Raw genomic sequence first — 25,642 nt, forward strand, 5'->3', positions numbered from 1 at the left:
CCGGTCAGCGCGGCTTCCAGAAGGTTCAAATTCCTCAACCGTACGATATCGCGCATTTGGGTCTCCATCTAGAATAACTGCATCATATGCGGCTTACTGTCGAGCGCGGTCGAAGGCTTGCACAACTCAACGTTCCAGCGCAGTTTACCAAGCCAACTGTACCGCTTTAGGAATTTAGAACATTGCGCTTGGAGTCAGCACCATAATGCACAGCCTAGCCAACCTATCGCCGCGGCTCTTCACCGCGCATGGGACAACCCTCTACATTGAGCCAGATTCCCGCGAACTTCGTCATGATAAGCGTGCGGACAAGCAAGCTTGCGCCAGGATCGTGCTCGAAGGCAGGCACGGTCGAATTGTTATGTACGACGGCCCCGACTCGTTCGACCCAATTGCTTGTCACCCAACCCACTGTCGCGCAATCGACAGCACCGGAAGCCAGCCGATAGAGCCAACCATGTTTGAGATCGTGCGACTCGACAACGGCTGGGTTGGTCTCAAGTCGGACGGCGCGTATTTGGCGGCTCTGCCTGACGGGCGTATCACTCTGGCGCAAACAACTTGCAGCAGTTGGGAATCATTCATTCTCGCCGATCCAGTTCCCCCGCAAGAATACAACTATGACACCTTAGCTACTCTCGGTCATACTCTCAGCATTAGCTGCATTGAAACACGAGGCGGCAAATACATTGATCGAGCCGCAAGAGCTGTTGAACGGACCGCGGCGCTTCTTCGAACTGACGTCGTATATTGGTTCAGCAACTCGTCGTTCCCATTCTCGATTACTGGAACAGAAATCAGGCACATTCGTGTCGCCGATTTCACCGATTTCATCGAGGACATTAACCACATATGCCTGCGATTAATACCGAGTGTCGTCGAAACTGACTTCAACCTGATCGTTCAAGATCACGCCTTTGCAGTTAATCCACAAGCTTGGGATCCCCTTTTTCTGAACTACGATTACATCGGTGCTCCATTCTGTGGACTATGGAGCGGTGGGCCTTATTGGTGCGGGCCAATCGTTGGGAATGGCGGCTTTTCATTGCGGAGTAGGAAACTTTATAACGCTCTTCTCAAAGAGCAACTTACTTGGAATATAGAGGATTGGATACCGTACGAGGACAGGCTACGAATCTTCGCATATTCTGTGAGAAACCGGAGGGGTCAAAATTGCCTTGGCGAGGACATAGTCATTGCGCTCGCAGCTAGAAAGCTACTTGAAACTCGCTATGAAGTAAGATTCTGCCCACCAGAATTGGCCGGTAAGTTTAGCTTGTTTGAATCTCACCCACTTACTCAGTATTGGTTAGGCAAGAGTTTCGGGTTTCACGGCGAACAAGTTGCTGCGAATTACGGAGTTTTACCATGAAACTTCCGGCAGCAGGTCACTGGTTGGCCAAATACCTATAACCGAACCGCGTCACTTGCGCCACATTGATCAACGTCCTCTCCTGCCTACAGAACGGGATGCCTCAAATTGGCGGCTGTCTTTATATTAGACAGTTGGAAGTTGGCGGCCCTGACATACGCTGCTACTATTCCACCCTCGCCGATATTGACGTCGCGGAAGGAGCACATGCGCCTTGGGTCGATGGCAAGCGGTGCCGATAGTGCCATGGAAACCAGCATCCTTTCGAGCGATTCCGGTGAAAGACGCAGACGGACATAATCCGAATCGTGCTCGGCGAGCGAGTAATACACCGGCGGTCCGAACAGGGAAAAGACGTGTCGAACTCGCGAGCGGTCAACTATTTGCAGCCGCTCGTACGTATAACTAGAGAACCCAATCCATTGTAAACTCATATTCACTACTTACCGCCCATTGCCGGACTAACCTCAATGAGTATTTGCTTTAGCTACTTCGATCAAATCGATCCACCCGCCAATCGCGTATTGCCAATCGAAATTTCGGGCGGCCTGCTGTATGGCGCGACACTTATCAACATAGGCGGCCGGGTTTTCTTTGTAATACCGCAAGGTGGCAGCGGTGAAGGCCTTGAACTTTTCGACCTCGATGGGTGCAATGATACCGCCGCCCTGGTATGCCTTCATTGGGAAATGTCCCACCGGCGTTCCGATCACCAGTCTGCCGGCGGCGGCTGCCTCCATTACCGGCAACTGAGCAGCCTCGCTGATCGAGCTTGTTACCACGGCGTCAACCGATTTGTAGAAGCTGGGCATGTCGTGAAACGAGGTTTGATTTCCAGTTGAACCAGCGACTTTGAACGCGAGACCAGCATCTCGCGCGGCCGCCTCGGCCAGCCATCCGCGCTTTAGCTCGACTCCGTAGGTGATCAGCGACATCGACGACGCAAAGCCCACAGTCTCCAGCTTTTCGGAGATATCACCGTGGAATTCGGAATAGTTGATGCCAATTGGAGCTACCATAGGCGCTCTTTGAACGCCCCGCATTTGGGACGCGCAATATAGGAAGTCGCTTACAACTCCGTAGTTCGCGAATCTGTCGAAGGCGTCCATGCCTCTCTGCTCGATGAGCATGCGTATGTCGAGCTCGCCGTGAGACACCCCGATAATTCGGTCACACGGCACGCCGTATGCATCGACCAGCGTGGAGACGCCATCGAGAGCGGAAATGAAGAGGTCGTAGTAGGAACGCAATTCATCAAAATACTCCCTATGGCTTAGTTGCCAATCTAGTATGTCGATTACGAAATCTGCGTCGTGTAGATGCTTACAGAGGTCGTAATATACGCGCCCATGTGACCATTTCGTATAACCATATATCAAGACTTTCGCGGCCCGAGGCTGTCTGTTGGTTATAGCTCGTATTCGCGGATGAACAATATACTCCCTTATCCTTCTCTTATCGAACTTCTCTGGGAGGATTTCAGGCATTGGCTGCCTGCTAGCCGGCATACGATCAGTGCACCAGTTCTCCGAAGCTATGAATAGTTCCCATGTGCTGCAAACAGGAGCGCTGAGCCTCATCTGGCCGTCAGGTGTGGCCGACAAAAAAGGTCACCGGATTTCAAGGTCAGCAAACCACGCTCCAGCGGAATCAATTCGAATGTCGCGGGATCGACTGCCTGATTTTCGCTTTGCGACTGTGAGGTGGAAAGACGAGTGTCAGGATAGCTGGCGATCGGTTTGTGCGAACCGTTGACAGCATGGGTCAGTTGACCCTGCCGGTTGCCTCCGGAACTCTTGCCCAACTCAAAAAATGCGTTCGCCGGGCTGCTCTCGACAGGGCCGTGTCGCAACTCACCCGTGAAGGGCTCGACATACAGGACGGTGCCGAACACCGTGAACAGCCGCGCTGGGTGGAAAGACGAACCGCTCATGTGCCTGCCCGCAAGCTGTCTCGGTGACCAATGAAGAAGTCGAGGTTCTTTTTGAGGCGCTGATTGTTCGGATCGAGTTCAAGCGCCATTCGCCCCCACTCCACCGCCCGGTCCATGACATTGAGGCGCCATGACGCGATCGCACCGAGATCATACAGCCGGAATCCCCAGCAGTTCGCGTCGTCCAGATAGCTCCCGGTGCGTTGCGTCTTCTCGATCCCATTGGTGCAGGCCCAGAAGAGGTTCAGCCAGTCGGCCTTGCCGTGGAACTCCTCTGCGAGATCGAGCCACATTTCGCGCCGGTGAGGCGCTTCCATCCGGGCCTTGTCCAGCCAGGACAATTTCTGCTCCGGCCGCATGCGCGCGATGTAGCGCATCGCCTCGGAGCGTTCTTCCGCCCACTTGCTTGTCGGCAATGCAAGGTAGCGCTCAAGCAACGGAACGGCTCGCTCTGGATGGTTTGCCCACATCAAGTCCCGCCCGAGCCAGAAACAGATCTGCGCGTCGTCGGGGTCTTCCTTGTGTGCCATCTCCATCAGCGGCAGGTAGCTGCTCCTCGTTGGCTTGGCGAGATCCTGTACCTCGAACATGACGATGTCGCTGCTGTTCGCGGCGACTTCCGTTTCTCCAGTGAAGACCAGAGCTTCGTGGACCGGCCGCCTGAAGCGATACCCCCAGCGATGATGAAAATTCTTCGCTGGCCAGTTTCGCAGCGGCGTCGGGTCATCGACATTTGATCTGTAGACCGTTTGACAATACAGGGCTGTGGTCTCGGGCTGCCAGACCGCCTCTAGCTTCGCCCGCCAGCCCTGTTCGAGGAACCGGTCCATGTCCATCGTGCAGCACACATCGACATCGGATGGGATCAGTGCCATGGCGGCGTTACGGGCGTCGTCGAAACGCCATGGGCGAACCGCTATCCTGTGCACGGTGACGCCGGCTGCGGTCAGCCGTTCCACCGTGTCGTCCGTACTGCCGGTGTCAGCGACAATGCGATAATCTGCGTCGGCCGCCGATTTGGCCCAACGCTCCGCGTTTGCGGCCTCGTTCAACGCAATGGTGTAGACGGCTACTTTCACCAGAAACCTTCCATAGAATCTATGCGCGAAAGGAGTAAGTGCGGTAGACAAAACGTATTGGCCTAGCGATATATGGATTGGTATCAATCATGGTAAGAATTGACTTCATCTCTTCATAGGGGTCGATACCGATCGAGCGAAGATATGAGTAAAATGCACCCGTATCGTGATTGCTTACTTGGGTATGGCGCATCAGAAATTCGTCGACGATACCGGCAGTCCAGCGATCCGCGAGGTGATGACCCCAATATAGATCGAGTCCCCATCCCGAGATCGATAGGTCAAAGGAATGGAGCATCTCCTTTAGGAACGCGCGCCTGAAGAACGGGGCCATGACCTCGACCCAATTCGTGGTCCGGAGCTTGAGGCCAGGATGCTCGCGCGTCAGCCCCATCGCGTCGATACAATCTGGAGTCAAGGCAGGCTGAGCGAGATCTAGCGAATACTCATTGCAAACGGCAAAAAACGCATCAGGATTGAAAAGAATTTCTATATCGTCATCAAGGAATAGCACTCCCTCATAGATGTCATGAAGCCCCGTAGCCTCGAAGAACCGTTTAGCTCCATGCATCTTTGATCGGCCGCCGGCAAAAACAATATCGGCGCTATTTCGAAGAATGTCATCCGGGTGTGGCGTGGCGTAGTAATTTACAGCTAGGTCGTACCCGCGTTCCTCTTGCGGAATCTCGGAAAAAAAGGAAGGGCGGCGCTTCGATCCGGCGCGTATCAGAATCAGATAGCGCCTCGGGTCAGGCGGGACCGACAACAGCTGAATATCGTTCGAATTCTCAAACATTCAATTTGGTCCGATGCGGCAACGAGGGTTCTCGCTGCGATTTTTACCGAAGATGCCCTGTTTCTGCGCGCTTTCGTATGGCCACGAGGCCGCCCATCAGCTTCGCCCGGTTCAACTCATAGTGGCTGTCGAAGAACAGAACCTCTGCGAACTGACCTGCAAGCGCGCTCACCCCCAGCGGATCGACCGAGCGTGCACTGCCGTGTTGCTGGATTTCCCGCAGCAGGGTCTTGGTCAGCGTGATCTTGGCGGCATCCTCGCCCGGCGGCTGCCAGTCGAGGTCTTCGAGGAAATACCAGCCGCCCTCGGCGAGCAGTGGGAAGAACTCGCGCAGCGTCAACTGCTCGTCGAACGAGGCGTGGCTACCGTCGTCGATGATCACGTCGAGCGATCCCAGATCGAGCTTCGCGGCAACGCCGCGCAGGTCGTGCAGCTTGGATTGGTCCCCGACAAACGACTTGAACCGTTCATTGTTGAGCTGCGAAAAATCCGTCAGGTCGACACCGATCACCTGGCAGAACGGAAAATAGCTCTGCCAGAGTGAGACGGATGGGGTCTCGGTCTGGTTGCCCTCGGCCAAACCACGGCACAGGCCGATCTCCATCAGCCGCTGCATGGACAAGCGCCCGGGCGACAGCAGGCGATCGTAGATCCTCGCGTAGCAGTGACGGTTGCCGGTGTGTCTGTTCTTGTCGGTGTTGAAGCGGTCAGCGAGGCTGGTGAATGTGGGAAAGCTTTCGAGCGGGCTGATCAACTGCGAGATCAGTGGCGCCCCTTCGACGCTCGGCCGGGCCTCGTTGCGTGCCGTCCACAGATGGATGCCGAACACACGGTCATCGTTCAGATAGTCGGCCAATTCCGTTATCGGCTTCTCGAACCGGTCGATCTCATTCCAATCGATGGTGTTGAAGAACATCGGGCTGAACACCCATTCCCGCAGTTCGGCTCCCGCGTCGGAGGCAATGTAGTCGGACAGCAGCTTGGGGCCGATGTCTCCGAATTCCTTGCCATGTGCCGCGTGAAAACGCTCGATCGACAACTCATACAGCGCCCTCAGATGACCGCTGTAGGGCTTGGCATAGATGACGTTGCCGCAGACAAAATGACCTTTGTGCGATCCGCGCCATTGCAGATTGAAGAAATGATCGCCGCGAAACGGGAACGGCCGCAGCAGGATGACGTCGGAATCCATCCATAGCCCGCCATGCTCGTAGAGCAGGGCGTAGCGGAAGATATCGCTGAAATACCTGATCTCGGAGCCGGCGACGATCCGCTCGAACAAGGCTCGCGGCATGACGTCGTCGGCATTGCGGACTTCGATCCCGTGCGCGACGAGGAACTCCAGCTTCTCCGGTGCGTAGCTCCATACCCGCACCGGATGGCCCGCTGCCCGCATCGACGTCGTGGCGGCAATCAAGGTACGATGCTCGGCCTTGTCGGACATCACCTGGTAGAAGCAGTTGATCTGCGGAAGTGCCGTGTCGTCGCTGCCAAGGAAATGGGAAATCCGCGCGTCGAACTGGCGCGATCCTTCCCGTCGTTCTAGCGGAGAATCGACGTCGCGCAGAAACGGCGCTAGCTCATGAAAGATTTCGTCTGTGGACTTGATGCCGCTGGCGCCGAGGTCCTTGCCTTTCGACGCCGTCTGTCTGGCATCACCCATGGCCCCATCGTCGTCAACTCGGTCAGGCTTGATCCCTGCTTTCGTTGGCGGGCTGCTGTGCCCACCGGCCGGCGTCAGCCTCGACGCTGTATCAGCCACACCCGATGGCAGGCCATTCACATCCTCCAGCAGCGACCTCACCTCCGCCTCGTCGACGGTGGCGATCCAGGACTCACTATCGGTGACGCTGTAGGATATCAGCAAACGCCTTTCGTCGGGGTGCCACGCCAGCCCGGCAGCGAACTCGACGCCCTTTTTGTCGAAGAAGAATGGACGACTTACTTTTCGCAAGGCGTTGGCTTCATCGAACCAGACGAACCGGTGCAGGTAATAACGCCGCTTCTCCGCGGTCCGCCACTGGACGTCATGAATCAAGGCGAGCCATCCGCCGGCGAATGCGATGAGCTGGGTTCCACCCCTGAAACTCTGGGCGGCAATCGCGGGAGAAGTCTCGCTGAGAGTCGAGCCCTGCTCGTCCACAATCCGGGTGGGGTCGCAGAGGTAGATGAACTGCAGTGTCTCTGCCCCTGCCCCCGTCCTGCCGGGCTTTACTTGCGGCATCCAATTCTTCTCGTGCACCCGCTGTCCTGCCGGGTGGAGCACGCGCCAGTCAGCCAGCCGGCAGGCGCCACTCTCGTCGATGCGCGCGACGACCTGCTCGCACCAGCCCTCCTCTGTCAGCTCGCGTACGCATGAGACGCCCCACAGCGCATCGCGCCAAGCGAACAGGCGCATGTCCTCGAATCCGAGAACCCGGCCATCAGCGGGGTCTGGCATGTCAACTGGCGGCAAAATCTCGCTTGCGGACTGGATGGCAAGTTCATCGCTCAATCGGAGCAGGAAATTGCGCGTGTGAACCGGAGCTCCGCCCGGCGTGTCGTATTGGAGGTTGTCTTCGGCCAGGGTGTAGTTAACCGTCCGCTGCAAGAGCACGATCTGGTCGCCCAATCGAGCCACTGATGGGTTTGACGACCGATAGCCATCGGGCGCGTCGAAGCCGACCGGACGCGTGTTGAAGGACGGCATCATTGTCTTGGCGGGCTGCACATAGAAGAACAGGTTGGACCACGCCAGCTCCCTCGGTCCGTCGCCGATGGTCCGGTTCAGCGCCAACCAGTTGCAGGCCGCGAAACCACGGTCCTTGCGTACGGGGTCGCGCGCATAGTTTGCCGCGATCGCAAACTCCTCCATCAGGCCCGTCGTGTAGATGTAATCCTCGATAAACAGGATGTCCTGCTCCGGTCGCTTGATCGCCAGCCCCGCTTCGGAAAACAGCACGCTGGCGTTGTTCATCCCTTTGTCGCGGTAGAGCCGGGCCAGGTCATAAAGCGGCTCGGCACGTTGCGGCCGTTGATTGAAGGCGGCAAGCGCCTGCTCAATGAAGCCAGGCTCGTCGCCGAGTTTGCGCAGACAGCGAGCCCCCTGCAGGCGGGCGTTCCACGCCTCCTCGTCCCAACCGCCCATCGCGGCGCGTTTGGCGTAGGCCACCGCGGCCTCCGCCGTGCGCCCGGCGTCGCGATAGGATTGCGCCAGGTAAAACCAGTAGCGCTGATTTTCCGGATCCTTCTCGAGGGCCTCGAGCAAAAGCCTGGCATCACGTTCGAATTTGTCGACGCGGTTCGATCCGCTGGCATGGTCCTTGTACCAGGCGCCGCGCAGTTCCTGCACACCCTCGGGCACGTCGAGATATTCATGGGTCACGCCGTGGTAGCGCGCGCCGGCGTCGCGCCTGACCAGGCGCGTATTCCAATAGGCGAGGCCCGAATCCGACCGCTGCAAGAGCCGGTAGCCCGAACTGTCGAGCTGCTCTCGGAAGCCCGCGTCATCGACCATCAGCTCCATGTCGGCGTCGTCAAACAGCAGATAGTCGTAGGCGAGTGGCGAGGCATAGGCGTGATCAAGTGCCGCGTTGCGCGCCTGCTCGAAATTGTGAAATGGAAATTCGTGCAGCTCGCCCGGCAGGTTGCGGGCAGCGAAGAAGGATTTGATGAAATCCTGGGTCCCATCGGTCGAGCCGGTATCACCGATGACCCAGCAGTCGATGTGGTCGACAACCGCCCCAAGACAGCGTTGAAGGTTCGCCATCTCGTTCTTGACGATCATGTTGAGGCAGAGGCGCTTGCCGTTTGTCATTCGTGCTCCATCGGGCCTCAACATGACTGTTGGTGACGGGAACGGCTTGCGTGCCGCCTCGCCTTGCGGGATCCGCTTCGATGCGGATTTGCCAGGCTTCGATCGCTCATGCATTTCCCCCCGCAGTCGCCACCCTTTTGCCGGTCCAGCCGCCGGAACAGCCTCTATTCCTAAAGTCCGATCATTCCTTCTCACGGATCGTGCAGGTCGTCCTCTGGAAACCGCGCTTAACCTTATCCATCGTGGTTAGCAGCCAGCCGTCGCGGCAGCATGCGCGGCAACCACTATCGTGAAAGGATCGTGTTCGAACTGCAACCGCCGGCATTTACCGCTCCGTCCGGTTTAGGCTGCGCATTCCGCCGCCATTTGCAGGCTGCCGTCAAGGTTGAGACACCCACATCCGCCGACACGTTGCCAACCTGTCCGACATCGTCTGTACGCGCCATGGTCGGTGCGTTTGCATGGACGACGAGGACCTTCAACTGAAGGCTGATGCCGGTAGGATTCGAGGCGAGACTGTTAAGTATATGATTTTCAGAACGATTTTTGCCATCTGGGCCGCCGGTATTGCTCGAACGCTGTTATCCTGTTTGCAGCTAATTTAGAATTTACTTAATTAATAGTTTACAACTTACTAATTTTAGAATTTACTAAAATGCGGTGTTGAGGGGCGCCCGCAGATTGGACGGCCGCATGCCCGAATTTCTGCGAAGGCCTCTCTCAGGGAGTCGAGTCAGACGGTCTGGGTTATCAGGGCCGTTTCGCAGATTGGAAAGTGCGTCCATGGGGCGCGCTAACGATGTGTTGTGTCTATGCCTCCATCTAGAGGCGGACGGCTTCCCATTCCCTTGAGAGTTGTCGCCGAGGCATCGGCGCCATCGTTGACGGGAGTGGGTGTTGGGTCGAGTCATGCCACGTGCACACAGTGTAGAGCCTCGGCCGCGAAACCATCAAGCGGCCGATCGTCCGGATATCCGGTTCGGTGAGCACCAATATGCGCGCGAGTTCGATCCGGCCGCGCCGGACACAACGGGCCGCCGGCCTGAACCCGACCTGAACCAGACGCACTTCGCTATCGGCCGCCTCTGCCAACTCGGCGCCAGCCAGGCGATGGTGACTTCTATTATCGCTGATGCCTGGCTGCCTCACGTCATTCATTTGAAGGACGACGGACTTCCTATTTCGGAGCTTCCTAAAGAGCTTACGCCGAGCCTTCGGCGTAACCTGGAGGGATTGTGTAGTGGGTGGGACGATGTCGCCTGCCGACCGGCGGGGCTGTGGTGCAGCTCTCCGGTTCGAAAGGCGTAAAATCCATTTGCAGCCAAGTGCTGGAAACGATCAGCCAGGCGCTGGATTCGGTCGTCCGGATAACGGCGGGCATTTTTCCTTGGCTGCAGCATCCGGCGACCCATTGCGGGGTCATCCCTGCCTCAACGACCCCCTCTACGAATCCCAATGCGGAGCCGTTCGGCCTCGCAGCGCCGCGGACCTCACTTCCAGGGCCGGGTGCTGGGCGGCTGTTGTGAGCTGCTTCTGCGGAACCGCGTGGTGGGCGCCGGCGCGGCTGGAACGGATTTTATCGATGTGCTGTGGCGCGCGGCGGGAACGCCCGTCGCGGCCGCCGACGACCTGGTTGGTTCGCCGGCGCTTGGCAGTGACTGGATACTGAACGTGCGGACGAGAGAGGCCGCGTCGCGGCCACCGCTTACAAGGGAGGGCATGATGAGCTACGCGGCAGTGTTGACGGCGATAGAGATCACGGTATCCGGCTTGATTCCAAACGGCGGGGCAGCCGGCTCGACCACCTACTTTGTGGTGGATCGAGATCGCAGCACGATCGTCGGCAACATCAATCTGCCGAACATGGCAAACAAGGCCTTCCAGATCGCCGTAAGGGTGCCGAGCGGATCGAAGAGCCTCGACGTTGGCGTCTTCGACAAAACCGGCGACTTCATCTCGGCCGGCTTCACCGTGGATGTGCCCGTGTCTCCGTCGGGCGCCGTCGGGCCGAAGGGGTGATGCCGCCATGCTGAACAACCCAGCTCCCTTCCATAGCCCGCTCACCTCATTGCCGGGCCTTTACGCATCAACGCATCGGGGTTCGTCCGAACACGCCCAAAGGGGGCCTGCCATGACGGCCGAGCCCGAAGTCTTGTTCATCGATCCTGCTGTCAGCGACGTGGGAACCCTCCTGGCCGGGCTGCGACCCGGCGTGCAGCCGGTGCTCCTCGACGCGGCGCGGCCCGTGGCCGCTCAGATGGCGGCGGCACTGGCCGGCCGGCGAGGCCTGGCGGCTGTGCACATCATAGCCCATGGCGCGCCCGGGCGTGTCGGCTTCGCGGCCGGCGAATGGTCGCTCGACACGCTGGCGCGCGACGCCAGCGACCTGGCCGCGATCGGCCGCACCCTGGCTGACGACGGCGACCTGCGGCTATGGAGCTGCGAGACGGGCCGTGGCGCGGAAGGTGAGACGTTTGTCAAAGCGCTCTCCGAGGTGGCGGGCACCGAAATATCGGCCGCGACGTCGCCGGTGGGCGCTGCGGCGCTCGGTGGGCGGTGGGACTTGCCGGTGTCGGCTGGCGCGCGAGTGGCGCCGCCGCTGACCGGCGCCGGGTTGGCGAGTTACGCCGGCGTGCTGAGCATCGAAGTGACGCTTACGGGGTCGCTCGATACCAACGTTCCTGGCAGCGCGTTTCCCGTGCAATATTATATCACAAATTCGAGTGGTGTAATTGTTGGCAGTTTCTCACTCCCTTCAGAGAATACAAGTCCGTTTACATCCGTTCAAATGATAACAAACGTGCCATCAAGCGGCACATATACGATAACTGCGATTGTCACAGCTATTGATGATGACGGCGATAGTATTGACAATACCATAATACCAGCAGGGTCTTTTACCGTTCCAGTTTCCGGTGCTGGTGCTGGTACCGTTAGTGGTGCGGACGGCAGTAACACGAACGGTGTCTTCACTTTAACCGCCGCCTTCTCGGGATCTAACCTTGGTCCGACGGGCCCAACCGGGGCCACAGGTGCAACTGGCTCTACGGGCGCCACGGGTTCGACAGGTGCAACCGGAGCCACAGGTGCGACCGGGCATACCGGAGCAACCGGCTCGACTGGAGCGACTGGCTCTACGGGCGCCACGGGTTCGACAGGTGCAACCGGAGCCACAGGTGCGACCGGCTCGACTGGAGCGACTGGTGCCACGGGTTCGACAGGTGCAACCGGAGCCACGGGTGCGACCGGCAATACCGGAGCGACCGGCTCGACCGGAGCCACTGGCTCTACCGGCGCCACGGGTTCGACGGGTGCAACCGGCGCCACGGGTGCGACCGGCAATACTGGAGCGACCGGTTCGACGGGAGCCACTGGCTCTACGGGCGCCACGGGTTCAACCGGTGCCACGGGTTCGACCGGCGCGACAGGTGCCACGGGTTCGACAGGTGCAACCGGCGCCACGGGTGCGACCGGCAATACTGGAGCGACCGGTTCGACCGGAGCCACTGGCTCTACCGGCGCCACGGGTTCGACAGGTGCAACCGGAGCCACGGGCGCGACCGGCAATACCGGAGCGACCGGTTCGACCGGAGCCACTGGCTCTACGGGCGCCACGGGTTCGACAGGTGCAACCGGAGCTACAGGTGCAACCGGCTCGACTGGAGCGACTGGTTCGACCGGTGCCACGGGTTCGACGGGTGCCACGGGCTCGACCGGCGCGACAGGTGCCACGGGTTCGACAGGTGCAACCGGAGCCACGGGTGCGACCGGCAATACCGGAGCGACTGGCTCTACCGGTGCGACTGGCTCCACTGGTGCGACTGGCTCCACCGGAGCAACCGGCTCTACCGGTGCGACTGGTTCGACCGGAGCAACCGGTTCGACCGGAGCAACCGGCTCGACTGGAGCAACCGGCTCGACTGGTGCAACCGGCTCTACCGGTGCGACTGGCTCTACCGGGGCGACGGGTTCGACTGGAGCAACCGGCTCGACTGGTGCAACCGGCTCTACCGGTGCGACTGGCTCTACCGGGGCGACGGGTTCGACTGGAGCAACCGGCTCGACTGGTGCAACCGGCTCTACCGGTGCGACTGGCTCTACCGGGGCGACAGGTTCGACTGGAGCAACCGGCTCGACTGGTGCAACCGGCTCTACCGGTGCGACTGGCTCTACCGGGGCGACTGGCTCTACTGGTGCGACAGGTTCGACTGGAGCAACCGGCTCGACTGGTGCAACCGGCTCTACCGGTGCGACGGGTTCGACTGGAGCAACCGGCTCGACTGGAGCAACCGGCTCGACTGGTGCAACCGGCTCTACCGGTGCGACGGGTTCGACTGGAGCAACCGGCTCGACTGGTGCAACCGGCTCTACCGGTGCGACTGGCTCTACCGGGGCGACTGGCTCTACTGGTGCGACAGGTTCGACTGGAGCAACCGGCTCGACTGGTGCAACCGGCTCTACCGGTGCGACGGGTTCGACTGGAGCAACCGGCTCGACTGGTGCAACCGGCTCTACCGGTGCGACTGGCTCGACCGGGGCGACGGGTTCGACCGGCGCAACTGGCTCTACTGGTGCGACAGGTTCGACTGGAGCAACAGGTTCGACTGGAGCAACCGGGGCAACGGGCGATACCGGGGCAACTGGCGCGACCGGGGCCACCGGCGATACCGGCGCCACAGGTGATACCGGGGCAACCGGAGCGACCGGCGATACCGGCGCCACAGGTGATACCGGGGCAACCGGAGCGACCGGCGATACCGGCGCCACGGGTGATACCGGGGCAACCGGAGCGACCGGCGATACCGGCGCCACGGGCGACACCGGGCAACCGGAGCGACCGGCGATACCGGCGCCACGGGCGACACCGGGGCAACCGGAGCGACCGGCGATACCGGCGCCACGGGTGATACCGGGGCAACCGGAGCGACCGGCGATACCGGCGCCACGGGTGATACCGGGCAACCGGAGCGACCGGCGATACCGGCGCCACGGGCGACACCGGGGCAACCGGAGCGACCGGCGATACCGGCGCCACGGGCGACACCGGGGCAACCGGAGCGACCGGCGATACCGGCGCCACGGGTGATACCGGGGCAACCGGAGCGACCGGCGATACCGGCGCCACGGGTGATACCGGGGCAACCGGAGCGACCGGCGATACCGGCGCCACGGGTGATACCGGGCAACCGGAGCGACCGGCGATACCGGCGCCACGGGCGACACCGGAGCGACCGGCGATACCGGCGCCACGGGCGACACCGGGCAACCGGAGCGACCGGCGATACCGGCGCCACGGGCGACACCGGGGCAACCGGAGCGACCGGCGATACCGGCGCCACGGGCGACACCGGGCAACCGGAGCGACCGGCGATACCGGCGCCACGGGCGACACCGGGGCAACCGGAGCGACCGGCGATACCGGCGCCACGGGCGACACCGGGGCAACCGGAGCGACCGGCGATACCGGCGCCACGGGCGACACCGGGGCAACCGGAGCGACCGGCGACACCGGCGCCACGGGCGATACCGGGCAACCGGAGCGACCGGCGATACCGGCGCCACGGGCGATACCGGGGCAACCGGAGCGACCGGCGATACCGGCGCCACGGGCGATACCGGGGCAACCGGAGCGACCGGCGATACCGGCGCCACGGGCGACACCGGGGCAACCGGAGCGACCGGCGATACCGGCGCCACGGGCGACACCGGGGCAACCGGAGCGACCGGCGATACCGGCGCCACGGGCGACACCGGGCAACCGGAGCGACCGGCGATACCGGCGCCACGGGCGACACCGGGGCAACCGGAGCGACCGGCGATACCGGCGCCACGGGCGATACCGGGGCAACCGGAGCGACCGGCGCCACCGGGGCAACCGGAGCGACCGGCGATACCGGCGCCACGGGCGACACCGGGGCAACCGGAGCGACCGGCGATACCGGCGCCACGGGCGACACCGGAGCGACCGGCGATACCGGCGCCACGGGCGACACCGGGGCAACCGGAGCGACTGGCTCGACGGGCGCAACCGGCTCTACCGGGGCGACTGGCTCGACGGGCGCAACCGGATCCACAGGTGCAACCGGGGCAACCGGCGCAACCGGCTCGACTGGTGCAACCGGCTCTACCGGCGCAACCGGCTCTACCGGGGCAACCGGCTCGACGGGCGCAACCGGATCCACAGGTGCAACCGGGGCAACCGGCGCAACCGGCTCGACTGGTGCAACCGGCTCTACCGGCGCAACCGGCTCTACCGGGGCAACCGGCTCGACGGGCGCAACCGGATCCACAGGTGCAACCGGAGCAACTGGCTCGACCGGAGCGCCTGGTCCGACAGGCCCGACCGGAGCGACTGGCTCAGGCGGTGACGATGACAAGCATCATCACCATCACCACCATGGCCACAACGGCGACGACGACGACGACGACCGCAACAATCGCGGCAACCGAGGCAACGGGCGTGGCAAGGACGACGACGATGACGATGACAAGTCCGGCAACGGGAACGCCAAGGTTACGTCAAGCTCGCTCGGGCTCAAGGACACGAAGCAATTCCTGCACTCCGGCTCGACTGGCGGCAGCAGTGATCCGGGCAGCCATGCATCGTTCCGCAACCTGATCGGCCTTGCGGTCACAACGGTGACGACAGACCTGCTGAATGTCCTCAAGACGATTGGCGGATTTGGTCACGACCAGAACAAGCCGTCTGGGGCGAGCACGGATCTCACCTCGGACCAGACCAAGCATGGCGCCGGCTACGCCAGCAACGACCACACCGTCAAGACGTCCCTGAAGGATCTCTTGAAGCCGCATGAGTGAGTGGCGAATGGACCACGGACAATGACTGGTCCAAGTTTGAAAAACGGGCGCGCGGGCTTCGCTGGAAAGCGGGGTCCGCGCGCCGATCGTTTCCTTTCTGTCGGTCGCGCAACATCGTCCCGCAGCGCCCGGCTATCGACCGCGTCATCCGCCAGCTGGCGGTCCAGCAAGGTCCGCGGCTGGCCCCGTCATGGTGAGCGTTCGCGGATTGACAGCAACAGAAAGGAAGCTGCCAAGTCTTCGATTTTCAAAAATAATTCGCGCGGGTTGGGAGCCTCGATATTGACGGGGGTCTGCTGCCTCGTTCTTGGCCATTTACCAGTTCCCCACTTAATAGTTTACAAATCGCTAATTTTCGCATCTACTAATATATGGGTATGGAGGGTGCCTGCGGATCGTACGGCCGGGTGGCCGCGGGTCTGCGAAGGCGAGTTGGGCAGGGGTTGGGTAGCAACGCAATTTCGCGGATGAAGAAGCTGCGCCTATAGGGCGCGCTACGACCGGCCGCGTCTATGTCTGTCCTTCGGCGGAAGGCAGACGTTCCCATTCCGGAGTTCACTCGCGAGTTTGCCGTCGAGACGTCGGCGGCACGGGTGATGGGAGTGGGTGTTGTGAATCAAGTGTTGTCGCGTGTGCCCCGTGGGGGCGTTGTGCCCCAGTTCGATGGGCGCCAAATTCATCCGCTGCTGAACGATGCACCTGATCGCCCGAATACACGGACCGATGCGCCCCGGGCCCGCGCTTCCGAAATCGTTTTCGTCGATCCCTCGGTATCCGATCTCGGCACGATTCTAGCGAACCTGAGGCCGGAGGTCGAAGCGATCGTGCTCGACGCCGAGCGTCCGGCCGCCCGCCAGATGGCGCTGGCGCTCGAAGGTCGCGACAGCCTCGACGCCGTACACGTCATCGCGCACGGCGCGCCTGGACGGGTGAGCTTTGCGGCGGGTGAGTGGTCGGCGCGGACGCTGGAGGACGCGGCGCAGGACTTCGCCGTAATCGGAAGGGCGCTCCGCAAGGGCGGCGGTCTCAGCCTCTGGAGCTGCCACGCCGGTGCCGGCGATGGGGGCGATGAATTCGTCGTTGGCCTGGCGCGCGCAACCGGCACGAACATTGCCGCCGCGACGGGACTTATCGGTGCAGCGGCACAGGGCGGCGGATGGGAACTCGGCGCCAGCGGTGCCGGGGTGCAGCCGCCGCTCACCGAGGCGGGTGTCGGTGCTTATGCAGGGGTGTTGGCGACAAAGACGTGGACTGGAACCAACAATTCTAATTGGAACGTCTCCGCCAACTGGGGTGGTAGCGGCGCACCTCTCGCTGGTGACGACGTCGTCATCCCCAATGTCGGCAGTAACAACCCGGTTCTCAACGTCAACACCGCCAATCTGAATTCATTGCAGATAAACACCGGCGGTTTGCTTGCCGTCGCAGGCTTGACACTTAACGTGACCGGCACCGGCGCCTCGGCCATCAACCTATCGGCTTCGGGCGCGACGATCACTGTGGCCGGCGGCATTATCAACGATTCCGGCGGCTTGAACCTCGCGTCGGGTACGACACTGTCCGGACGTGGCACGGTGAACGTTGCCGGGCACTATACCGGAATTGGCACGATCTCGGCGACCGGCGGCGGTGCGCTCGACCTGTTCGGGACGGTCGACAGCGGTGTCGTGCTCTCGATAAGCACCGCCGCCACTTCGACCCTGAAGATAGAGAACACGGCAACCTCGGCAGCGGCGATCTCGATCAACAATGCCAACCAGACGCTGGAAATCGGCGCCGCCGGTAACCTGACAATTAGCGCAGCGCAGAGCATCACCAACGGCAAGATCCAACTCGACGGCGGCACGCTGACCGACGCCTCCGGCCTGACGATCGGCAGTAGCGCGACGCTGACAGGGTCGGGCATTGTGGCGGCAAATATTGCCGCCGGTACCGGCACGATCACCGCGAAGGGCGGCACGCTGACCCTGGCCGGTACGGTCGCCAGCGGCAACGCGTTCACCATCGATTCGGCCGCCGCGGCAACGCTCGCCTTTTCCAACACCGCGACAGCGGCTGCTGCGATCTCGATCAGCAATGCCAACCAGACACTCGAGGTCGGCGCCGCCGGCAGCCTGACAATTAGCGCCGCCGAGAGCATCACCGCCGGTAAGATTCAACTCGACGGCGGCACACTTACTGATGCCTCCGGCCTGACGATCGGCGCCGGCGCAACGCTGACCGGCGCGGGCACGGTGGCGGCGAATATTGCCGCCGGTACCGGCACGATCACCGCGAAGGGCGGAACGCTGACCCTGACCGGCACGATCGCCAGCGGCAACGCGTTCACTATCGATTCGAGCGCTGCTGCAACACTCGCCTTCTCCAACACCGCGACATCGGCAGCGGCCATCTCAATCAACAACGCCAACCAGACGCTGGAAATCGGTCCCTCCGGCAACCTGACGATCAGCGCCGCCGAGAGCATCACCAACGGCAAGATTCAGTTGGACGGGGCACACTGACCGATGCCTCCGGGCTGACGATCGGCAACGGCGCGACGCTCACGGGCTTTGGCACGGTAACTGGTCCTATTGCGAACGGCGGCACCGGAACGATAACCGCGGCCGGCGGGACGCTGGATATCACGACAAACATAGGTGCCGGTGCCGCGGGACTGAAAATCAACAACGGAGCGGTTCTCCGGCTAGACGGAACTGTTGCCAGCGGCGACATCGTAACGTTCAACTCGAGCAGCGGCGGACTGCTCGACCTCAGCAGTTCGTCGGTCGCGAGCAACCAGCTCAACGGATTTCAGGCGACCATCGCGAGCATGAACGTCGGCGTCAGCGCTTTGGCGCCCACCAACGGGGTGGAACTCGCGGCATTCGGTAACAATGCCGGTCCAACGTTCACCAGCGCGAGCTTCAATACTGGCACTGACGTTCTCCAGGTTGTCACCAGTAACGGTACTTTCAATCTGCAGCTCAGCGGCTCCTACGCGCCGGGCACCTACGTCAGTTGGAATGCAGACGCGAACGGCGGGACGGACGTCTTCCTAACCACGGGCCTGGCATTCCATGCGCGAGCAGCCTTCGATTCATGGCAGGATCCTACTTCCTGGAACAGTGGTGCGGCCCCTTTGCCGCAGCCGGCGGCAGGCACGAACATGGCGTTCTTCAACAAGGACGCAAACGCCGACACGATAGCGATGCCGCCGACCCTTCGTCAGGCAACGGGCACCGGAATCAGCACGTGGGCGATCAGCGATACGCTGAACGGAACGGGCCAATATCTGAGCTCGCTGAGCTTGGTCAATCAAGGCCAGCTTTTCGTCAACGGGACTGCCAATTTCGCCGTCGGGGCGTCCGCGACGAACTGGACGCTTACCGGCGCCGCCGCCGGAGCTAATGTTGGGTACCAGTATTTCGAAAATGACGGATCGGTTAACATTGTCGAAAACTCAAGTGGAAGCTCAACTACCGCAGTTTTTGCAGGGAATATATATTTAACTGGCTATGGATATTACAATCTTTACGGCAACGTGGAGCTGACGTTCGGTGTCGGCGTTGGCGTAAGCGCTGGCCAGACGGTAAATTTTGCGACGACCGGCGGCCTCCTCATTGTCGGCAGCTCTCTTCTGGATTCCTCCGAGATAGCTGGATTCAAGCAGGGCGACACGGTCGCGCTGGAGAATTTGGGTGCCGGCACGATCACGCAGAATGTCATCGACACGAACGGCGAAGCCGTCGTCCAGATTCTGGTTAACGGCGTCGTTGTCGACGCCGTTAATTTCCTTGGCGAATTCCACAATGGTTTGAGTGACTTTGGGTTTCAGCCGCTCAGCGGCAATGGTGGGATGCTTATTGTAACCGCGACTGCCTCCGCAGGGACCGGCACGCCCGGTGCGACGGGCTCGACCGGCGCGACTGGTGCGACCGGCGCAACTGGTTCGACTGGAGCCACAGGTTCAACGGGCGCCACAGGCGCAACCGGCGCCACGGGTTCGACCGGCGCCACGGGCGCCACAGGCGCTACAGGTTCGACCGGCGCCACGGGTTCAACCGGCGCCACGGGTTCGACCGGCGCTACAGGCTCGACCGGCGCTACGGGTTCGACCGGCGCTACAGGCTCGACCGGCGCAACAGGTTCAACGGGCGCCACCGGTGCGACCGGCGCTACAGGTGCGACCGGCGCTACAGGCTCGACAGGCGCTACAGGCTCGACCGGTGCCACGGGTGCGACTGGCGCCACGGGTGCGACGGGCGCCACGGGTGCGACCGGCGCTACAGGCTCGACAGGCGCTACAGGCTCGACCGGTGCCACGGGTGCGACTGGCGCCACGGGTGCGACGGGCGCTACAGGCTCGACCGGCGCCACAGGTGCGACTGGCGCCACGGGTGCGACAGGTGCCACCGGCGCGACGGGCGCCACGGGCGCCACGGGTTCCACTGGCGCCACAGGTGCGACCGGAGCCACAGGTTCGACGGGCGCAACCGGAGCCACGGGGGCGACCGGCGCCACAGGTTCGACCGGCGCTACAGGCGCCACGGGCTCGACTGGTGCAACCGGAGCCACAGGTGCGACCGGCTCTACTGGTGCCACAGGTTCGACTGGCTCCACGGGTGCTACAGGCGCCACAGGTTCGACTGGCGCAACGGGCGATACCGGAGCTACTGGCTCGACCGGCGCAACCGGATCCACGGGCGCGACCGGTAATACAGGCGCCACGGGTTCGACCGGAGCAACCGGCGCCACAGGCGCAACCGGAGCCACAGGCGCGACTGGTGATACCGGAGCAACGGGTTCGACTGGCGCAACCGGTGCCACAGGTGCGACTGGCGATACGGGCGCCACGGGTTCGACCGGAGCAACCGGTGCCACAGGCGCTACGGGCTCGACTGGAGCGACCGGAGCCACAGGCGCGACCGGCGATACCGGCGCCACGGGTTCGACTGGAGCAACCGGCGCCACTGGTTCGACCGGAGCAACCGGCGCCACAGGCTCGACTGGAGCAACCGGCGCCACTGGTGCGACCGGCGATACGGGCGCCACGGGCTCGACCGGAGCAACCGGAGCCACAGGTGCGACCGGCGATACCGGTGCCACGGGCTCGACCGGTGCAACTGGTGCCACAGGTGCGACTGGCGATACGGGCGCCACCGGTTCGACCGGAGCAACCGGCGCCACCGGTGCGACCGGCGATACGGGCGCAACTGGAGCCACGGGTGCGACCGGCGATACGGGTGCCACGGGCTCGACTGGAGCAACCGGCGCCACTGGTTCGACCGGAGCAACCGGCGCCACTGGTGCGACCGGCGACACGGGCGCCACTGGCTCGACCGGAGCAACCGGTGCCACTGGCTCGACTGGAGCAACCGGAGCAACCGGAGCCACAGGCGCGACCGGCGATACCGGTGCCACAGGCTCGACTGGAGCAACCGGCGCCACTGGTGCGACCGGCGATACGGGCGCCACGGGCTCGACCGGAGCAACCGGAGCCACAGGTGCGACCGGCGATACCGGTGCCACGGGCTCGACCGGTGCAACTGGTGCCACAGGTGCGACTGGCGATACGGGCGCCACCGGTTCGACCGGAGCAACCGGCGCCACCGGTGCGACCGGCGATACGGGCGCAACTGGAGCCACGGGTGCGACCGGCGATACGGGTGCCACGGGCTCGACTGGAGCAACCGGCGCCACTGGTTCGACCGGAGCAACCGGCGCCACGGGTGCGACCGGCGACACGGGCGCCACTGGCTCGACCGGAGCAACCGGTGCCACTGGCTCGACTGGAGCAACCGGAGCCACGGGTGCGACCGGCGATACCGGCGCAACGGGCTCGACTGGAGCAACCGGTGCCACAGGTGCGACCGGCGATACCGGCGCCACGGGCTCGACCGGAGCAACCGGAGCCACAGGTGCGACCGGCGATACCGGTGCCACGGGCTCGACCGGTGCAACTGGTGCCACAGGTGCGACTGGCGATACGGGCGCCACCGGTTCGACCGGAGCAACCGGCGCCACCGGTGCGACCGGCGATACGGGCGCAACTGGAGCCACGGGTGCGACCGGCGATACGGGTGCCACGGGCTCGACTGGAGCAACCGGCGCCACTGGTTCGACCGGAGCAACCGGCGCCACGGGTGCGACCGGCGACACGGGCGCCACTGGCTCGACCGGAGCAACCGGTGCCACTGGCTCGACTGGAGCAACCGGAGCCACGGGTGCGACCGGCGATACCGGAGCCACCGGCTCGACTGGAGCAACCGGCGATACTGGCGCCACCGGCTCGACTGGAGCGACCGGGGCCACAGGTGCGACCGGAGCAACTGGCTCCACAGGTTCGACTGGAGCAACTGGCGATACAGGCGCCACCGGCTCAACTGGAGCAACCGGTTCGACTGGCGCAACTGGAGCCACGGGTGCGACCGGAGCAACCGGCGCCACAGGTGCGACTGGTGATACCGGCGCGACAGGCGATACGGGTGCCACCGGATCGACAGGCGCAACCGGAGCGACAGGTGCGACTGGCGATACGGGTGCTACGGGTTCGACTGGAGCAACTGGCGATACGGGCGCCACGGGCTCGACCGGTGCTACCGGATCCACAGGTGCGACTGGCGATACCGGAGCCACAGGTTCGACTGGAGCAACTGGCGATACGGGCGCCACGGGCTCGACCGGTGCTACCGGATCCACAGGTGCGACTGGCGATACCGGAGCCACAGGTGCGACTGGCGATACCGGAGCCACAGGTTCGACCGGCGCAACTGGAGCCACAGGTGCGACCGGCGATACAGGCGCCACAGGTTCGACTGGAGCAACTGGCGATACGGGCGCCACGGGCTCGACCGGTGCTACCGGAGCCACAGGCGCGACCGGCAATACGGGTGCCACCGGTTCGACTGGAGCAACCGGTGCCACAGGTGCGACCGGCGATACCGGTGCCACCGGCTCAACTGGAGCAACCGGCTCGACTGGCGCAACTGGTGCCACAGGCGCAACCGGCGATACGGGTGCCACGGGCTCGACCGGTGCAACCGGGGCCACAGGCGCGACCGGCGACACAGGTGCGACTGGTGCAACCGGCTCGACCGGAGCCACAGGCGCGACCGGCGATACCGGCGCCACGGGCTCGACTGGAGCTACCGGTGCCACCGGCTCGACCGGAGCAACGGGAGCCACTGGTGCGACTGGTGATACGGGCGCTACGGGTTCGACTGGAGCAACCGGTGCCACAGGTGCGACCGGCGATACCGGCGCGACTGGCTCGACCGGAGCAACCGGCGATACGGGCTCGACCGGAGCAACCGGGGCCACAGGTGCGACCGGCGATACAGGTGCCACCGGATCGACAGGCGCAACCGGAGCAACTGGCGCGACCGGTGATACGGGCGCCACGGGTTCGACCGGAGCTACAGGTTCCACTGGTGCAACTGGTGATACAGGCGCCACGGGTTCAACCGGTGCAACCGGAGCCACAGGTGCGACTGGCCATACGGGTGCAACAGGTTCGACTGGTGCTACCGGCGCCACGGGTGCAACCGGCGATACGGGTTCAACTGGTGCAACCGGAGCCACAGGTGCGACTGGTGATACAGGCGCCACGGGATCCACGGGAGCGACCGGCGCCACTGGTGCGACCGGTGGTACAGGCGCCACGGGTTCAACTGGAGCAACCGGAGCCACAGGCGCGACCGGCGATACCGGCGCCACGGGTTCCACCGGAGCGACCGGAGCCACGGGTGCGACCGGCAATACGGGCGCCACGGGTTCTACCGGAGCAACCGGTGCCACAGGCGCAACTGGCGCGACCGGCGATACCGGCGCCACGGGCTCAACCGGAGCAACCGGCGCCACTGGTGCGACCGGCGATACGGGCGCCACGGGTTCGACTGGAGCTACCGGTGCCACTGGCGCGACCGGTGATACTGGAGCCACGGGCTCGACTGGCGCAACTGGAGCCACAGGTGCAACCGGAGCCACTGGTGCAACCGGCGACACGGGTGCCACGGGTTCGACCGGAGCAACAGGAGCCACAGGCGCGACCGGCGATACAGGCGCCACGGGTTCAACCGGTGCAACCGGAGCCACAGGTGCGACCGGCGGTACCGGAGCAACGGGTTCGACAGGAGCTACGGGTTCGACCGGAGCCACCGGTGCAACCGGCAACACCGGGGCAACGGGCTCTACAGGTGCTACGGGAGCGACCGGCCATACGGGTGCTACAGGTTCGACTGGCGCAACCGGAGCCACGGGCGCGACCGGCGCAACTGGAGCGACGGGCTCTACGGGTGCTACAGGAGCGACCGGCCATACGGGTGCTACAGGTTCGACTGGCGCAACCGGAGCCACGGGCGCGACCGGCGCAACTGGAGCGACGGGCTCTACGGGTGCTACAGGAGCGACCGGCCATACGGGTGCTACAGGTTCGACTGGCGCAACCGGAGCCACGGGCGCGACCGGCGCAACTGGAGCGACGGGCTCTACGGGTGCTACAGGAGCGACCGGCCATACGGGTGCTACAGGTTCGACTGGCGCAACCGGAGCCACGGGCGCGACCGGCGCAACTGGAGCGACGGGCTCTACGGGTGCTACAGGAGCGACCGGCCATACGGGTGCTACAGGTTCGACTGGCGCAACCGGAGCCACGGGCGCGACCGGCGCAACTGGAGCGACGGGCTCTACGGGTGCTACAGGAGCGACCGGCCATACGGGTGCTACAGGTTCGACTGGCGCAACCGGAGCCACAGGCGCGACCGGCGCAACTGGAGCGACGGGCTCTACGGGTGCTACAGGAGCGACCGGCCATACGGGTGCTACAGGTTCGACTGGCGCTACAGGTGCCACGGGCGCGACCGGAGCCACAGGCTCTACAGGTGCTACGGGAGCGACCGGCCATACGGGTGCCACAGGTTCAACAGGCGCCACTGGAACCACCGGCTCGACCGGACCGAAAGGCGATACCGGGCCCAAGGGCGCCACGGGTTCGACCGGCGCAACCGGCTCGACTGGCTCGACCGGACCGAAAGGCGACACCGGACCGAAGGGCGACACCGGGCCTAAGGGCGATACTGGACCCAAGGGCGATACTGGACCCAAGGGCGCGACAGGTGCCACTGGCGCAACCGGCTCGACCGGACCGAAAGGCGACACCGGGCCGAAGGGCGATACCGGGCCTAAGGGCGCCACGGGTTCGACCGGCGCAACCGGCTCGACCGGACCGAAAGGCGACACCGGGCCGAAAGGCGATACCGGGCCTAAGGGCGCCACGGGTTCGACCGGCGCAACCGGCTCGACTGGCTCGACCGGACCGAAGGGCGATACCGGGCCTAAAGGCGATACCGGGCCGAAGGGCGCCACGGGTCCGACCGGCCCAACCGGTCCGACCGGACCCTCGAGCGGTCATCACGACTCGGTTGTCGCTTCGACCACAACCCTGGCAACGACGACCCAGAAGACCGCCAATGTCACGTCCGACTCGCTCGGCCTCAAGGATACCTGGCAATTCCTGCGGTCGGGCTCGACAGGCAATGGCAGCGGCGGCCAGCCGTCGCTGCACCACCTGATCGGCCTAGTGGCCGGCTCGGTGACGACCGATCTCCTGAATATCCTCAATACGATCAAGGGATTTGGTCAGAACCTGAACAAGCCGTCTGGCGCGAGTACGGACCAGACCTTGGATGTGACCAAGCACGGTACCGGCTATGCCAGTACCGACCACACCGCCAAGACGACGCTGAAGGATCTTCTGAAGCCGCATGAGTGAGCAAGAATCCTGGCGACAGACCATCGAAGGGAAACGCGCGAACGTCGCGGGAGTGCGAGGTTCGCGCGTTAAACATGCCCGGACACCGGTTGGCAG

At 63.3% G+C, this 25,642-nt stretch carries 13 protein-coding genes and 1 pseudogene; 6 read left to right on the forward strand and 8 right to left on the reverse strand.

Translation table 11 applies throughout. The annotated features are described in order from the left end of the window. The first annotated feature begins 205 nt into the window (after window positions 1-205). Window positions 206-1,372: a DUF5672 family protein gene (locus AC0V7N_RS34215; protein WP_496627593.1), complete on the forward strand. Its 1,167-nt coding sequence runs from the start codon at window positions 206-208 to the stop codon at window positions 1,370-1,372. A gap of 467 nt (window positions 1,373-1,839) precedes the next feature. On the opposite strand, the gene AC0V7N_RS34220 is transcribed toward AC0V7N_RS34215, so the two are convergent. The 6 genes and pseudogenes from AC0V7N_RS34220 to AC0V7N_RS34245 all read right to left on the reverse strand — a co-directional run. Beyond that, on the reverse strand, window positions 1,840-2,622 hold the full coding sequence (locus AC0V7N_RS34220; protein WP_496627594.1) for a glycosyltransferase: 783 nt from the start codon (window positions 2,620-2,622) through the stop codon (window positions 1,840-1,842). A 326-nt stretch (window positions 2,623-2,948) separates the two neighbouring features. Beyond that, complete coding sequence (locus tag AC0V7N_RS34225; RefSeq protein WP_496627595.1) at window positions 2,949-3,305, reverse strand: hypothetical protein; 357 nt, start codon at window positions 3,303-3,305, stop codon at window positions 2,949-2,951. Next, on the reverse strand, window positions 3,302-4,384 hold the full coding sequence (locus AC0V7N_RS34230; RefSeq protein WP_496627596.1) for a glycosyltransferase: 1,083 nt from the start codon (window positions 4,382-4,384) through the stop codon (window positions 3,302-3,304). Before AC0V7N_RS34230 ends, AC0V7N_RS34225 begins: the two co-directional genes overlap by 4 nt. Window positions 4,385-4,403: 19 nt before the next feature. Continuing rightward, complete coding sequence (locus AC0V7N_RS34235) at window positions 4,404-5,180, reverse strand: DUF707 domain-containing protein (RefSeq protein ID WP_475453184.1); 777 nt, start codon at window positions 5,178-5,180, stop codon at window positions 4,404-4,406. Window positions 5,181-5,223: 43 nt separating this feature from the next. Beyond that, window positions 5,224-8,685, reverse strand: a complete 3,462-nt coding sequence (locus AC0V7N_RS34240) for a glycosyltransferase (protein WP_475460656.1) — start codon at window positions 8,683-8,685, stop codon at window positions 5,224-5,226. A 45-nt stretch (window positions 8,686-8,730) separates the two neighbouring features. After that, window positions 8,731-9,090 (reverse strand): annotated as a pseudogene (locus tag AC0V7N_RS34245) (glycosyltransferase); the annotation flags it as partial. Between the two features lie 1,434 nt (window positions 9,091-10,524). On the opposite strand from AC0V7N_RS34245, the gene AC0V7N_RS34250 reads away from it, so the two are divergent. The 4 genes from AC0V7N_RS34250 to AC0V7N_RS34265 all read left to right on the forward strand — a co-directional run bounded on the left by AC0V7N_RS34250 (window position 10,525) and on the right by AC0V7N_RS34265 (window position 18,299). Beyond that, entirely contained in the window at window positions 10,525-10,995 is a 471-nt protein-coding gene (locus AC0V7N_RS34250) for a DUF4347 domain-containing protein (protein ID WP_475453186.1), read from the forward strand. A 112-nt stretch (window positions 10,996-11,107) separates the two neighbouring features. Then, on the forward strand, window positions 11,108-14,062 hold the full coding sequence (locus tag AC0V7N_RS34255) for a DUF4347 domain-containing protein (protein ID WP_496628043.1): 2,955 nt from the start codon (window positions 11,108-11,110) through the stop codon (window positions 14,060-14,062). Between the two features lie 86 nt (window positions 14,063-14,148). Further along, a complete protein-coding gene (locus AC0V7N_RS34260) occupies window positions 14,149-15,795 on the forward strand; it encodes a hypothetical protein (protein ID WP_496627597.1) in 1,647 nt (548 codons plus the stop codon). A 650-nt stretch (window positions 15,796-16,445) separates the two neighbouring features. After that, window positions 16,446-18,299 carry a DUF4347 domain-containing protein gene (locus tag AC0V7N_RS34265; RefSeq protein WP_475453190.1) on the forward strand — a complete coding sequence of 618 codons (1,854 nt, stop codon included), beginning with the start codon at window positions 16,446-16,448 and terminating at the stop codon, window positions 18,297-18,299. Between the two features lie 289 nt (window positions 18,300-18,588). Here the strand turns inward: AC0V7N_RS34265 and AC0V7N_RS34270 are convergent, their stop codons facing one another. Together AC0V7N_RS34270 and AC0V7N_RS34275 are read right to left on the reverse strand one after the other, a co-directional pair. Then, window positions 18,589-18,714, reverse strand: coding sequence for a hypothetical protein (locus AC0V7N_RS34270; RefSeq protein ID WP_475453192.1), 126 nt, complete (start codon window positions 18,712-18,714; stop codon window positions 18,589-18,591). 568 nt (window positions 18,715-19,282) lie between these two features. Then, entirely contained in the window at window positions 19,283-19,585 is a 303-nt protein-coding gene (locus AC0V7N_RS34275; RefSeq protein ID WP_475453194.1) for a hypothetical protein, read from the reverse strand. Window positions 19,586-19,633: 48 nt separating this feature from the next. Between AC0V7N_RS34275 and AC0V7N_RS34280 the strand changes: the two genes are divergently transcribed. After that, window positions 19,634-25,546, forward strand: coding sequence for a hypothetical protein (locus AC0V7N_RS34280; protein ID WP_496627598.1), 5,913 nt, complete (start codon window positions 19,634-19,636; stop codon window positions 25,544-25,546). Window positions 25,547-25,642: the final 96 nt, after the last annotated feature.

The organism is Mesorhizobium kamtschaticum (assembly GCF_056174585.1).